Below are 13,467 nucleotides of genomic sequence, written 5' to 3' on the forward strand. Positions count from 1 at the left end.
AAATGGGCTGCAACGCTCTTCCGAGTCATTGCTCAGGTAAGATTACCGGCAAAAACTGAATCCAAAGTTTACGAAAGTGCTAACGCACGCGGTTCAAATTGAGCTTTCGAGGATTTTTATCAATGCTGTTGCAGATTTCTCCAGATGGGCTTCATCAAAGCCTGAGAAACCGAGGATAAGTCCCTGCCGTGGTTGGAAAAACCTGTAGAGCGGGGAGAGCGGTTGAACGTTAATCCCGGATTCTGCGAGTTTTTCTGCAAGTGCCACATCATTTTGGTTGTCGGAAAGCGCGAGCAGCAGGGTCAGGCCCGCAGGCGGCGCTTCGATCCTGAAAAGCGACGATTCACCGGGCGACAATGCCGCGATAAGCCTGTTGCGACGGGACGCATAAAGACGGCGCATTTTCCTGATGTGCTGGGCGAAGGCACCGGTGTCGATGAGCTGCGCCAGCGCCGGTTGCGCCAAAAGCGACGGCGGCGGCAAAAGCTGTTGCCGTAGCGTGTTAAATTTATCGGTCAGCTGTGGAGGTACAATCAGGAAGCCGAGCCGCAAGACGGGCGAAAACACTTTCGAGAAACTGCCGATATAGAGAATTCGATCACGGTCGAGCGACATCAGCGCCGGAAGCGGCTGGCCGATATAGCGGTGCTCGCTGTCATAGTCGTCTTCGATGATGAATGCGTCGCTCTCGCGTGCCCAGGCGATGAGGTCGAGCCGCCGGGCCAGTGGCATGGTCACACCTGTCGGGTGATGGCGGGCAGGCGTTACAAATGCTGCGCGTGCATGCAAGGCAGCTTGCCGACCCGCTGCCACATCCAGACCATTGCCGTCGACAGGCACCGAGACGACGTCAATTCCCTGACCGCCAAGAATATTGCGGGCGGGCGAATAGCCCGGCTCTTCCATCCAGATTTTGTCACCCGGTGCGAACATGGCTTCACGGAGCAGAGAAAACGCGTCGGTGCTGCCGCCAGTGATCAGAATTTGCGCTGGGTCAACAGCCATGCCGCGCCATTCGTGCAGATGGCGGGCGAGGGCCATGCGCAGCGGCAGGTAGCCGAAGGGGTCGTGACCATTCAACAGGCGGGCGTCAGGTTTGCGCCAGATGCGCCCCAGCAGCTTGCCCCATTCCGCGTGGGGAAAATGATCACTGTCGAACACACCTTGCTGAAAAGGCTGCGGTTCCCGCACTGTCCTGGCTGCCGTCTTTGTCCTGCTGAAAGTGCCCATTGGCCCGGTCTTCAATGTCACTTCCGGCAATTGAGCTGCGATACGCGTGCCAGAACCGTGCCTGCCTTCCAGATAGCCTTCTGCGATCAGCTGGTCATAGGCGGCTAAAGCCGTGGCGCGAGACACGCCCAACTCTTCTGCAAATGCGCGTGTTGAGGGCAAGCGGCTTTCAGGCTTCAGCCTTCCGGTCAGAACGGCTTGCCTTATCTGTTCTGCTAGCTGCACGGCGAGCGGAATATCGCTCGTCCGGTCAATGCCGAACTCAGGTATCGATGCAGTAAGTGGCATGGTTCTATATCTTTTAAGTGGTTATTTTCAACATACCACTATGGCGGCATTTTGCGTGCATTGAAAGTTCAAATGCAGACGGGAATGACCAGCATGACGAATGCCCCCACAGACAGAACCAGAGTGAAACGCCTGCATGATCGCGGCCATTATGATGCGAACAGCGTGCATGCGATCATTGATGCGCAGCCGCTTGCCCATGTGGCTTATGTTTTCAATGGCACGCCCTACGTTTCGCCAACGCTCGTATGGCGGGAAGGTAATTTCATCTACTGGCACGGTTCATCGGCAAGCCGCATGCTGGAAGCCTGTGAGGAAGCGGAAGTCTGTGTCAGCTTCGCAACCCTGGACGGGTTCGTGCTGGCGCGTTCTGCTTTTCACCATTCCTGTAACTATCGTTCTGTGATGGCTTTCGGCACTGCGAAGAAGATTACGGATGTCGCGGCGAAGGAACGGCATTTGCGCAACTTCGTGAATGGGCTTTTCCCCGATCGTTGGGAAGGGCTGCGTCCGATGATGGCCAAGGAGCTGAAGGCGACCATGCTTCTGGAACTGGAGCTGAACGAAGCGTCGGCGAAGGTTCGCTCCGGCCCGCCAAAGGATGATGAACCGGATTATGCGCTGCCGATCTGGGCAGGGATCATTCCGGTGACGACGCAGCTTGGTGAGCCGATTGACGATGACCGCCTGTTGCCGGGCGTAACTGCTCCGCAAAACGTGCTGCAATTCGGCTATCTGGCAGATGCGGCGGAGTGAGTAGCCCAAGCGTCAGACCGCCGGTGGCGAGCCGAGCCTAGGCGGTCTTGGACTGTATGACGGCGAACTGATCAAGCGTCGGGCTATTTTCTGCGCGGTGCTTGACGCTCTCGATCTGCTTCATGAGTTCGGCGATCTTTTCCGGCTGGAAGACGCCGCACTCGTAAATCTGGATGATTTCACGGACCAGCTCGTCCTTCAGGGGCGAGGTAACAGGACAACAGCCAATAGCTGTGCAAGTCTGGATATAGGCCTGCTGCAACCTTGCCAGTTCATCGGCCTTGAATCGTCCGAAGTAATAGTCCCTCGAAAATGGCATTCCCATGCATTCCGCAATGTGACCGGTGGAGGCGATCCACACGCGTCTGTGTTCGGAAACATCCCAGTCTGCTGAAGCTAACTATAGCATATGACCAGAGATCGTAACCGCCAATCGTTTACGTCTTCTAAAATATTTGGTTTTTTTGGAATAATTATTACAAGAATAAGTATTGTTTCACTCAATAATGCATCTCTTACTGGCACCTGCTTTTGTGGGGTAGGGCTCAGCGTAGAAAAGCGATATTTGCCTCGGTTGTCATGGCCATGGCTTGCATGAGCGCTGCCGCGTGCAACAGCCGGTCTTTCTCTGTGGCACTGGCAGCTTCCGATGCGACGAGAATCCGGCCTGCACCGGCCTTGGTGGTTTCGATCAATGTTGCGGGTTCGAAAACAGCCAGCGCTCGGAGCATATTCTGGATGGCCAAGCGCACATCCGGCACCGGATGGTCGGTCAGTTGTGCCAATTCCAACGCTGCCGAGCCGAGGTTCAAAACGGCCAGCATGCCGCGCAAATCCTGATGCGCCTCCGTTGATGCAGCCGAGGTTTCCGTCACCAGCAGACGCGAGATGCGGTCCGCGCTCTGGCTGATCCATGCCTCAATGGAGATTGAGCGCGGTGAGGCCCCGATTTTCTTCAGACTGTCGCACATGGCGCGTTTCATGCGGCGCTGCGCGGCATGGGTGTTTGGCGGGAAGAGCAGCGAGAAAACAAGCGTTCCAATGCCGATGCCGAGAAGAAGTGCAATCACGCCATTCAGAAATGAGGTGGCGTCGGGCCGCGTGAAATTATCGGGTCCGATCAAGTCCCAGAAGAAGATTGCGAATGCCGAACCTTTGGCAATTGTCGAAGGATTGCGCATGGCAAGCCCGGCGCAAATCAGCACCGGAGCAATAACGATCATAAATGGCAGGAACCCCCATATGACCGGCAAGACGCCGAAATTCATGATCGCCGCCACGACTGCCGCGATGGCGGAACCTTTCAGAAATTCCGTGCCGCTGGCAACCGGGTTTGGTCTGGTTGCGAAAAGGGCGTTGACCACGCCAACAACGATGACGAAACCGGCACCGGACGGCCAGGCAGTAAAGATCCAGATGGCTGATGCGGCGGTCAGGGCCACGAATGCACGAATGCCGTTGATCACCGCTGCCGTGTGATCGACATGATAGGACAAACGCACGCGGTTGGCTTTCGGATGGGTTGTTTCAAGCTCGGCCTCGATACCCAAAGCCTGTTCTTGAAAACCGAGCATGCTGCGCAGGCGGTACAGGAACATCAGCCGCCCGGATGCAAGGTCGGCATTGCTGGCGGTTTCTGCTTCTGCCGTCCGGATGATCTTTTCGCGCAGCGCTTCCAGATCGACGCTTTCGTCGCCATCGGCGATCCGCGCCATGGCGTCTCGTGCTTCCAGCAGCAAAGGATCGTCACGCGTTGTTTGCGGCGGCATTTCCAATATGGCGCGAACAGCCGATGCCTGTTGCAGCGTAACGACCATGGCCTGACGGAGATAGCCCACGCTGCGCCTGACGGTGACAGAACTCGCGGCCTTGTATTCAATGGCGGTATCGAAGGCGATGGCATTGCGATAAGCGGTTTGGAGCGCGCCGGTTCCCGCTTCCCCGCCGAGCATTTCCGCGCAGAGTTTTGCCGTCTGCCGCATGAACTTTCCAAGCTGAGCGCGCGCTTCCTCGAAGGGATTGTCCGTACTGAACAGCCAGGTGATGATTGCTTCGGTGACGATGCCCAGCGCAATGTAGATCAGCCGCGATACGGCGATTTCAAACACATTGTCCGGATCGGACAGCGAGTCGATGGCGACGATGGCCGCCGTATAGCCAGCGAGCACTGCGCCATAGGAACGAAAGTTGCGCAAGCCTGTCGACAGCGCCGTGCAAAGGCCGATCCAGCTTGCAAGCACCAGCAGAAACAAGGTTGGCGTCTGGATGAAGATTGCCGTGAGTAATACGGCGACCACGACGCCGATTGCCGTGCCCATAAGACGGTAGATGCTCTTGGAAACGCTCATTGCGCGGCTGCTTTGAGCGACGATCCATACCGTCATGGCCGCCCATTTGGGGTCGTCCATATTCATCAGGAAGGCGATATAAAGCGCGATCAGCGATGCGGCGGTGGTGCGTACCGCAAAAATGAGATCGTTGCGCTTGATGATCATGATTTCAATAGGTTGCCGTGAGATGCCGGGAAGATGGCAGTGTTAAGTAACGACGATGATAGAGGTTTGGCGGCTGCGTCAAGCAACTATTGTTTCAAAACGCCGTGTGTTGCGGCGCGGAGAGGTCGTCGCTCTATTCCACCGCCATAAAATAGGCTGCAAGTTTATTGAAAGCTGATTGAAAGCTTGGCTGCTGTAACCATTCTCCACCGATTAGAGGAATCGGCTGCATATCAGGAGGAGGGTTCGGCTTTTGCCGGACTGAAGCATTCCTTGGAGGAGCCTATATGAAAATTTCAACGAATTCGCTTCGGCTTGTTTGGCACGCTGCGCTTTTGAGCGGTGTCATGGTGCTCGGCGCCGGTGCTGCGCATGCCGAAAAACTGACGGTTATTGTCGGCGGCATGGAAAAGCAGATTTATCTGCCAGCTGTACTGACCGAAAAGCTTGGTTACTTCAAGGATGAAGGCCTCGACGTCGAGCTGATCAACAGCCGCGCAGGCGTGGACGCCGAGAACGAACTGCTTGCCGGAGCCGCGCAAGCCGTGGTCGGCTTCTACGACCACACCATCGACCTTCAGTCGAAGGGCAAGTTCATCCAGTCCATCGTGCAGTTCAGCCAAGCGCCGGGCGAGGTGGAACTGGTTTCGACAAAATATGCCGACCAGATCAAGTCACCAGCCGATTTCAAGGGTCATACGCTGGGCGTGACGGGCCTTGGCTCTTCCACAGACTTCCTGACGCAGTATCTGGCTGTGCGCAACGGGCTGAAGCAGGGCGATTACACGTTGCTGCCGGTTGGCGCAGGCAATACCTTCATCGCCGCCATCAAGCAGGACGCTATTCAGGCCGGTATGACTACCGAGCCGACGATTGCCACCATGCTCAAGACCGGTGAAGCCAAGGTTCTGGTCGATATGCGCACGCCGGAAAAGACCGCCGAAGCGCTTGGCGGACCTTACCCGGCAGCATCCTTCTATGTGCAGTCGGCCTGGCTCGAAACCCACAAGGAAGAAGCACAGAAGCTGACCAATGCTCTGGTCAAGACCATGCGTTACATCGCTTCGCACAGCGCCGAAGAAATCGCCGATCAGATGCCGAAAGATTATTATGTCGGCGACAAGGACCTTTATGTGAAGGGTCTGGCTGAAGGTAAGGCGCAGTATACGCCGGATGGCCGTATGCCGAAGGATGGTCCGGAAACGGTTCTGAAGGTGCTCGCAACCTTCAAGAAGCCGTTGCAGGAAAAGCAAATTGACCTGTCGAAGACCTATACGACGGAATTCGTCGACAAGGCCAACGCGACGCTCGACGCCGCGAAGTAAGTGGCCCTCCGGCTGGCGTTCGCAAATGAACGTCAGCCCCGCCGACCCAACCACATTCAACAGCATTGCAGGCGCGCAATAATAAGCATTGCGCGCGAGCGGTGCCGCACATCCGCGAGGAACCTATGCTGATGGAAGCCCCGAAAACCATTGCGCGCGACGAAGCCGGTAATGGCGCGCCCGCAATCGAACTCAACAATGTTACCCGTCGCTTTGTCACGCCCGACGGCAAGATGATGACGGCGCTGCGCGATTTCACCATGCATGTCGGCAAGGGCGAGTTTGCCTGCGTCGTCGGCCCTACGGGTTGCGGCAAGTCCACAACGCTCAATCTCGTGACTGGTCTCGCCAAGCCGAGCGCCGGTGAAGTGCGCCTGATGGGGCAGCCAATCGAAGGCATCAGCCCTGATATCGGCTTTGTGTTTCAGGCGGATGCGCTGTTTCCCTGGCTCAATGTCATCGACAATGTGAGCGCCGGTCCACGCTATCGCGGCATGGGCAAGGAAGAAGCCTATGAAAAGGCGCGCAGCTGGATTGCCCGCGTTGGCCTTGCGCGCTTTGAAAAGCACTACCCGCACCAGCTATCTGGCGGTATGCGCAAGCGCGTGGCGCTGGCCCAGACCTTCATCAATGAGCCGAAAATCCTGCTCATGGACGAGCCGTTCAGCGCGCTCGACATTCAAACCCGCACACTGATGCAGGGCGAGTTGCTCGACCTCTGGCAGCAATCCGGCGCATCGGTGATTTTCGTTACCCACGACCTCGAAGAAGCGATCGCCCTTGCCGACAAGGTTTATGTGCTGACTGCCGGACCGGCCACGGTCAAGAGCGTCTACAATATCGACATTCCCCGCCCGCGCGTCATGGAAGACATTCGTTACGACGACAAATTCGTCGAAATCGCAAAAGTGATCTGGGACGACCTGCGTGAAGAAGTGCAGATCGGCCAGCAGCGCGCGCTGGCAAGCGGCAAATAAAACCGGGAGGAACCGACATGACCGCACAGACTCTTGCTTCTCCCGCGGGCGCTCAGGCCAATGGCAGCGCCGCGGAACTCGCCCGCACGGAAGCGACCTTCCGCGCCAAGTCGCGCCAGCGTCGCGCCGTCGTTATTCTCGTTCGCCTCGCGATTCTTTTCGCTGTCCTTGGCGGCTGGGAACTGGGCGCACGCACCGGCTTTATCGACCCGTTCTTCTTTGCCAGCCCATCGGGTATCGCCGATCAGATCTGGATCTGGATCACCGAAGGCACATCGCAGGGCCCGCTTTCCGAGCAGATTATCGTAACGCTTGAAGAAACCGTGCTTGGCTTTCTGATTGGTGCTGTCGGCGGTGTCATCTGCGGCATCATTCTCGGTCGTAACAAGTTTCTGGCCGATGTGTTTTCGATCTATATCAAGATCGCCAACTCGATCCCGCGTGTTGTTCTCGGCTCGATCTTCATCATCGCGCTCGGTCTCGGCATGGCCTCCAAAGTCGCGCTCGCCGTGGTCATGGTTTTCTTCGTGGTCTTCGCCAATGCGTTTCAGGGTGTCCGTGAAGCTGATCGCGCCTTGATCGCCAATGCGCAGATTCTGGGTGCCTCACCGTCGCAGATCACCCGCTCGGTCATCATCCCCTCGGCTATGAGCTGGATTCTGGCCAGCTTGCATGTCAGCTTCGGCTTCGCGCTTGTCGGTGCCGTGGTTGGTGAATTTCTGGGCGCCAAGAAGGGCGTTGGCCTGATGATCTCGACGGCGCAGGGCTCGTTCAATGCCAATGGCGTTTTCTCCGCCATGGTCATTCTGGCGGTGCTGGCACTGGTGGTTGAATACATCATCACGCTGATCGAAAACCACCTCGTCAAGTGGCGTCCGCAGGCTCTGTCTGAACAGGGCAGCTGATAAACGAAAACTGAGAATTGATAGAGCGGTTCCGTCGGAACCGCTCTATCCGTTTGTTTTCACGCATTATCCTACGCAAAACCGCTTCGCACTTTTGCTGGAAATGCTCTTAAATCAGGCGGCGGGCAAGGTCACAATGACCGTAAGCCCGCCGCCTTTTGTTTCGTGAAGCTGCACATCGCCATCCGCCGCATCGGCAACTTCCCGCACGATGGCAAGGCCGAGACCGCTTCCTTCGGCAACCGTTCCGGGTACACGATAGAAACGCTCGAACACATGTTCGCGCTCCGCAACCGCAATGCCGGGGCCGTTATCTTCAACAGCGATGCGAACCTGACTGTCCTGACTATCGATGCTCAAGGTTACCATGCCGCCTTGCGGTGTGTAGCTGAGCGCATTGTCCACCAGATTGACGATCATTTCGCGCAGCATCGTGCCATCGCCTGAAACCGTTGCATTCTCCGTTTTCAGATCGAAGCCAAGATCGATATTGCGGTCGAAGGCCTTTCCGGCAAGGCTTTCCAGCACCTGCTTTCCAGCTTCGGCCAGATCGATCCGGTCGGCGCGCGGGCGTCTGCTACCGGGCTCGGCACGTGACAGTGTCAGCAATTGCGCGGCGAGGCGCGAGAGCTGCATGGCCGTGCTTTTGAGGCTGGCGAGCACTTCGTTTCGATCATTCTCACTGGTCGTGCGCACCGCAAAACTCGCCTGTGTCGTCAGCGTGGCAATCGGCGTGCGAAGCTGGTGCGCGGCGTTCTGGATAAACCGGCGTTGCGCTGACATTTGTTTACGCACCCGCTCCATATATTGGTTGAGCGCGGTAACGAGCGGTCGCAACTCCGTCTGTACAGTTTCAGGGTCGAAGGCCTCCAGCTCCGATTTTCGATTGCGCACTTCGTTGCGCAGCCGGATGAGCGGGCGCAACACGAAACGCAGCCCCAGCAGAGATAAAGCGCCCGCTGCAATGATGAGCAGGGATTGTTGCCAGACCGAATGCAGCCAGAGATCGCGCTGCATGGCATCGTAACCGGCCATGGTCACACCGACGATGACGTCGATTGATTGTGGCAGGTTCGAAGAAGCGGCGACGGGATGGCGCAGCACTACGAGCCGCAACGCGCGGTCACGATAGGTCCCCAGATAATGCTGCGGATCATAATTGGTGATGGTCGCGGGCTTCGGCAGATCCGGATAACCAGCCAGAAGGCGGCCATCCGAAGTTTCGACGCGATAATAGACGCGATCTCCGTAACCTGTTGAAAACATTTCCAAAGCAACAGGTGGAATGACAGCATCAATGGCGTCGTGCGACGCGGCCGTCGCTTCGCCAATTGCACGGGCCGAAGCTGTCAGCATCCGGTCGGAGACGATGCCTGCAATATTTTCCGCGGAGCGCCACGCCGTCCAGAGGTTGAGAGCCGCGACAAGGATCAGCGGCACGACGATCCAGGAAACGAGCTGGGCGCGAAGACTTTGGGACAGTCGGGAGAAAAGGCGGGCCATATCAGCCAGCGTCACGCAGAAGATAGCCAAGGCCGCGCAAGGTCACGATTTCTGCCTTGCTGCCTTCGAGTTTCTTGCGCAATCGGTGAATGTAGATTTCGATGGCGTTTTCGTCCGTCTCGCTCTCAAAATCATAGATGCCCTGAACCAGTGTCGCCTTGCTGACGGTGGTTCCAATCCGGCGCAGAAGCTGTTCCAGCACAGCATGCTCCTTGGGCGCAAGCGGTAGCGCGTCCTCCCCAACTGAAAACAACCGGGTATTGGTGTCGAAGCGCAGCAAGCCGCAAGTGACGACCGGCGCAGTGCGCTGGCTTGCCCGGCGCAGATGCGCACGAATACGCGCTTCCAGCTCGCTTAACTCAAAGGGTTTCGCAAGATAATCGTCTGCTCCGGCGTCAAGCCCGCGAATACGGCCATCGAGGCTCGCATTGGCGGTGAGTATAATGACCGGCACTTCATTGCCGCGATTGCGTATCTGCTCCAGCACGTCCAGCCCGGTCTTGTCCGGCAGGCCGAGATCGAGAATGACCAGATTATATTCCGTGAAAGCCAAAGCCTGTTCAGCGTCGGCGGCATCGTGAACCGTATCGACGTTGTAATTCGACTGTTGCAGGCTTTTGGCAAGCCAGCTCGCGAGGGTCAGATTGTCTTCGACAAGCAATATACGCATAACTGGCGATGATAGAGCACAAGCGAAGAACTGTGAAACGGTTTTGAGAGAAGATACGCGTAAAAACAAAATGTTAGAGCGCTAACTTGATTCAACGGCACTGAACCCAGACTGATAGGTGGACTTCACATTATCAAGACCGAACGCTATAAGCGGTGCAGCCTACCGGATGTGAGGATAAGACCTTGAAAATCGGCGTTGTTACCGTTTCTGACCGTGCAAGTCGCGGCGAATATGAGGATCTGAGCGGCCCGGCCATCGAAGCATGGCTGAAGAGCGCAATCGTCACGCCTTATGAAACGGTGAAGCGCGTCATTCCCGACGGGATGGCGTCGGTACGCGATACGCTGATTGCGCTTTGCGATGACGAGGCTTGCGATCTGATCCTGACCACCGGCGGCACGGGACCAAGCCCGCGCGATGAGACAACGGAAGCGATGCACGCTGTGCTGCATAAGGAATTGCCGGGTTTTGGCGAGTTGATGCGCCGCGTCAGTCTGGAACAGACGCCGACGGCCATTCTTTCGCGCCAAACGGCAGGTAGTCGCGGCAAGAGTTTCATTTTAAACCTGCCGGGCAAACCTGCATCCATAGCGATGACGTTGCAGGCGGTCTTTCCCGCTATCCCGTATTGTTTGGATTTGATCGGTGCGGGGCGCATCGAAACCGACCCCGCCGTCGTTAAGGCGCATCGTCCCGTCTAAGAAAAACCGCGCAGCGATTCCCGATTTGGACGGAATTCTACATTGCCTTTCGTCTGTTGTCATCACGACGAATTGCGCAACCCTGCTTTGCACTTTTATATGATTTCAATGCTTGCTTTTCCCCGAAACCGCGCCGAATAATAGCGAAAAAAGGGGTACTAAGTGAAGCCATTTGACGAAATGCTCAACCATGGCGGGAATGTCCGCCCACCTTACGAATTTCTCAAACAGTGGCTCGACGGCCAGGATTCTGGCAAGCTTTTGCAGAAGTCTCATGATGCCGAAAGCGTCTTTCGCAAGACCGGCATCACCTTTGCGGTCTATGGCGATCAGGAAGCCGCCGAGCGGCTCATTCCCTTCGATATCATCCCGCGCATTATTTCCGGTCAGGAATGGCGTCGTCTTTCGCAGGGCATCGAACAGCGCGTCATGGCGCTCAACGCCTTCCTCGACGACATTTATCATCGGCAGGAAATCATCAGGGCAGGGCGTATTCCCAAGGAACTGATCACCAAGAACGAGGCATTTTTGCCCGAAATGATCGGTTTTCGTCCGCCCGGTAATGTCTATACGCATATTATCGGTGTCGATATCGTGCGCACGGCGGAGAACCAGTTCTATGTGCTGGAGGACAATGCCCGCACGCCATCCGGCGTTTCCTATATGCTGGAAAATCGCGAAACGATGATGCAGCTTTTCCCGGAGCTGTTCCAGAACGTCAAGGTGCGTCCGGTCGAGAACTATCCGCAACTTCTGCGCCAGTCGCTGGCCAGTGTTGCACCTCCCGGCACACAGGGCGTGCCAACTGTCGCGGTGCTGACGCCCGGCATTTATAATTCCGCCTATTTCGAACATGCGTTTCTGGCCGACCAGATGGGTGTCGAGCTGGTGGAAGGAAGCGATCTGCGGGTGGTCGACGGACGTGTTGCGATGCGCACCACGCAAGGCTATCGCGCCATTGACGTGCTCTATCGTCGCGTGGACGACGCCTATCTCGACCCACTGACCTTCCGTCCGGATTCGACGCTCGGCGTTGCCGGTATCATGGATGTCTATCGCGCGGGTAATATCACCATTGCCAATGCGCCGGGCACCGGCATTGCGGATGACAAGGCGATCTATTCCTACATGCCGGAAATCGTCGAGTTCTATACGGGCCGCAAGGCGATCCTCGAAAATGTGCCGACATGGCGCTGTTCGGAACCGGACAGTCTGGCCTATGTGCTCGACAATCTTGCCGATCTCGTCGTCAAGGAGGTGCATGGTTCTGGCGGTTACGGCATGCTGGTCGGGCCTGCGTCCACCAAGGCGGAACGGGAAGCCTTTTCGAAGAAGCTCCAGGCTCGCCCGCGCAACTATATCGCGCAGCCGACGCTGGCGCTTTCCACGACTCCGATCTTTACTGAAAAGGGGCTGGCGCCGCGCCATGTCGATCTGCGTCCCTTCGTGCTGGTTTCAGACCGTATCCGTATCACGCCGGGCGGCTTGACCCGTGTGGCGTTGAAGGAGGGATCGCTCGTTGTGAACTCCAGTCAGGGTGGCGGCACCAAGGATACCTGGGTTCTGGACGACTAGACGTTGCGTGAATACGATTTTGTGTGCGTGGAACCCGGCATCAAGACCGGAGCGCGAAGACGGAGCCGAAAAGGCTCGATAAGGGGAATGATTTCATGCTTTTAGGCCGCACGGCAAACGGGCTTTTCTGGATGTTCCGCTACATTGAACGGGCGGAAAACATGGCTCGCCTGGTGGATGCCGGATTGCGCATGGCGCTGACCAAGACGTCCGATGCACCGGAGGAATGGTCTTCTGTGGTGGTGTCGGCGGGCGCAAGTCAGGCCTTTTCCGCCAAATATGATGCATACAATGCTGCAAATGTTGCCGATTTCCTGCTGCGGGACACCAGCAATCCGTCAAGCGTGATGTCGTGTTTTGAGACAGCGCGTTCCAATGGGCGCATGGTGCGCACCGCGCTGACACGTGAAGCGTGGGAAAGCGTCAACGAAGCATGGATGCTTTTGAAAAAGTCGCTGAGCAAGCCTTTGAAGGAAAGCGACCTGCCACCGCTACTCGACCAGATCAAGCGCGAAACTGCGCTGATCCGTGGCGCTTTTCACGGCACTATGCTGCGCAACGAAATTTTCGATTTCGCGGGCCTCGGCACCTTCATAGAGCGCGCCGACAACACGGCACGTATCCTCGACGTGAAATATTATGTGCTTTTGCCAGCCATATCCTATGTCGGCACGACGCTCGATAATTATCAGTGGGAGTCGATCCTGCGCTCGGTCTCGGCGGATCGCTCCTATCGCTGGGTTTATGAGGGCGATTATCGACCGGCCCATGTTGCGGATTATCTGATCCTGAACGGGCGCATGCCGCGCTCACTGAATTACTGCTATCGCAGCATCAACGAGCATCTGGATTTTCTGTCCAAGGACTATGGCAACAATGCCACCTGTCATGAAACAGGGGAGAAAATCTTTTCGACACTGCAAAATCAGGACATAAGTGCCATCTTTGATGTGGGACTGCATGAATTCCTGACGGACTTCATCAAATGCAACAACCGGCTCGGCAACGAGATCGCTGAAACCTATAATTTCTATTGAGG

12 protein-coding genes are annotated in these 13,467 nt (G+C 56.7%); 7 read left to right on the forward strand and 5 right to left on the reverse strand.

The features are described from left to right. Positions 1-93 precede the first annotated feature (93 nt). A complete protein-coding gene (gene pdxR / locus FGI60_RS21535; protein WP_138786916.1) occupies positions 94-1,518 on the reverse strand; it encodes a MocR-like pyridoxine biosynthesis transcription factor PdxR in 1,425 nt (474 codons plus the stop codon). Positions 1,519-1,611: 93 nt separating this feature from the next. Between pdxR and FGI60_RS21540 the strand changes: the two genes are divergently transcribed. Next, positions 1,612-2,274 carry a pyridoxamine 5'-phosphate oxidase family protein gene (locus FGI60_RS21540; protein WP_138786965.1) on the forward strand — a complete coding sequence of 221 codons (663 nt, stop codon included), beginning with the start codon at positions 1,612-1,614 and terminating at the stop codon, positions 2,272-2,274. Positions 2,275-2,311: 37 nt separating this feature from the next. On the opposite strand, the gene FGI60_RS21545 is transcribed toward FGI60_RS21540, so the two are convergent. Together FGI60_RS21545 and FGI60_RS21550 are read right to left on the reverse strand one after the other, a co-directional pair. Further along, positions 2,312-2,593: a hypothetical protein gene (locus FGI60_RS21545; protein ID WP_138786917.1), complete on the reverse strand. Its 282-nt coding sequence runs from the start codon at positions 2,591-2,593 to the stop codon at positions 2,312-2,314. A 226-nt stretch (positions 2,594-2,819) separates the two neighbouring features. Next, the gene (locus tag FGI60_RS21550) at positions 2,820-4,769 is read right to left on the reverse strand and encodes an FUSC family protein (protein ID WP_138786918.1); all 1,950 of its coding nucleotides are present in this window, start codon (positions 4,767-4,769) and stop codon (positions 2,820-2,822) included. A gap of 287 nt (positions 4,770-5,056) precedes the next feature. Between FGI60_RS21550 and FGI60_RS21555 the strand changes: the two genes are divergently transcribed. The 3 genes from FGI60_RS21555 to FGI60_RS21565 all read left to right on the forward strand — a co-directional run bounded on the left by FGI60_RS21555 (position 5,057) and on the right by FGI60_RS21565 (position 7,976). Next, on the forward strand, positions 5,057-6,094 hold the full coding sequence (locus tag FGI60_RS21555; protein ID WP_138786919.1) for an ABC transporter substrate-binding protein: 1,038 nt from the start codon (positions 5,057-5,059) through the stop codon (positions 6,092-6,094). Positions 6,095-6,219: 125 nt separating this feature from the next. Next, positions 6,220-7,071, forward strand: coding sequence for an ABC transporter ATP-binding protein (locus tag FGI60_RS21560; RefSeq protein ID WP_078337025.1), 852 nt, complete (start codon positions 6,220-6,222; stop codon positions 7,069-7,071). A 17-nt stretch (positions 7,072-7,088) separates the two neighbouring features. After that, the gene (locus tag FGI60_RS21565) at positions 7,089-7,976 is read left to right on the forward strand and encodes an ABC transporter permease (protein ID WP_113533464.1); all 888 of its coding nucleotides are present in this window, start codon (positions 7,089-7,091) and stop codon (positions 7,974-7,976) included. Between the two features lie 114 nt (positions 7,977-8,090). On the opposite strand, the gene FGI60_RS21575 is transcribed toward FGI60_RS21565, so the two are convergent. Then, a complete protein-coding gene (locus tag FGI60_RS21575) occupies positions 8,091-9,479 on the reverse strand; it encodes a sensor histidine kinase (RefSeq protein WP_138786966.1) in 1,389 nt (462 codons plus the stop codon). Between the two features lies 1 nt (position 9,480). Further along, on the reverse strand, positions 9,481-10,149 hold the full coding sequence (locus FGI60_RS21580; RefSeq protein ID WP_138786920.1) for a response regulator: 669 nt from the start codon (positions 10,147-10,149) through the stop codon (positions 9,481-9,483). 185 nt (positions 10,150-10,334) lie between these two features. Here FGI60_RS21580 and mog point away from each other — a divergent pair, with 185 nt between their 5' ends. From mog to FGI60_RS21595, 3 genes are all read left to right on the forward strand, one after another. Further along, complete coding sequence (gene mog, locus FGI60_RS21585; protein WP_138786921.1) at positions 10,335-10,853, forward strand: molybdopterin adenylyltransferase; 519 nt, start codon at positions 10,335-10,337, stop codon at positions 10,851-10,853. Positions 10,854-11,015: 162 nt separating this feature from the next. Continuing rightward, positions 11,016-12,428, forward strand: coding sequence for a circularly permuted type 2 ATP-grasp protein (locus FGI60_RS21590; protein WP_138786922.1), 1,413 nt, complete (start codon positions 11,016-11,018; stop codon positions 12,426-12,428). A gap of 95 nt (positions 12,429-12,523) precedes the next feature. Beyond that, positions 12,524-13,465, forward strand: a complete 942-nt coding sequence (locus tag FGI60_RS21595) for an alpha-E domain-containing protein (protein WP_138786923.1) — start codon at positions 12,524-12,526, stop codon at positions 13,463-13,465. Positions 13,466-13,467: the final 2 nt, after the last annotated feature.

This window comes from Brucella haematophila, assembly GCF_005938105.1.
Classification (GTDB): Bacteria; Pseudomonadota; Alphaproteobacteria; order Rhizobiales; family Rhizobiaceae; genus Brucella; species Brucella haematophila.

Coding starts and splice junctions, on each gene's coding strand:
- pdxR (WP_138786916.1), bottom strand. CDS start 1,518: ATGCCACTTACTGCATCGATACCTGAGTTCGGCATTGACCGGACGAGC.
- FGI60_RS21540 (WP_138786965.1), top strand. CDS start 1,612: ATGACGAATGCCCCCACAGACAGAACCAGAGTGAAACGCCTGCATGAT.
- FGI60_RS21545 (WP_138786917.1), bottom strand. CDS start 2,593: ATGCCATTTTCGAGGGACTATTACTTCGGACGATTCAAGGCCGATGAA.
- FGI60_RS21550 (WP_138786918.1), bottom strand. CDS start 4,769: ATGATCATCAAGCGCAACGATCTCATTTTTGCGGTACGCACCACCGCC.
- FGI60_RS21555 (WP_138786919.1), top strand. CDS start 5,057: ATGAAAATTTCAACGAATTCGCTTCGGCTTGTTTGGCACGCTGCGCTT.
- FGI60_RS21560 (WP_078337025.1), top strand. CDS start 6,220: ATGCTGATGGAAGCCCCGAAAACCATTGCGCGCGACGAAGCCGGTAAT.
- FGI60_RS21565 (WP_113533464.1), top strand. CDS start 7,089: ATGACCGCACAGACTCTTGCTTCTCCCGCGGGCGCTCAGGCCAATGGC.
- FGI60_RS21575 (WP_138786966.1), bottom strand. CDS start 9,479: ATGGCCCGCCTTTTCTCCCGACTGTCCCAAAGTCTTCGCGCCCAGCTC.
- FGI60_RS21580 (WP_138786920.1), bottom strand. CDS start 10,149: ATGCGTATATTGCTTGTCGAAGACAATCTGACCCTCGCGAGCTGGCTT.
- FGI60_RS21595 (WP_138786923.1), top strand. CDS start 12,524: ATGCTTTTAGGCCGCACGGCAAACGGGCTTTTCTGGATGTTCCGCTAC.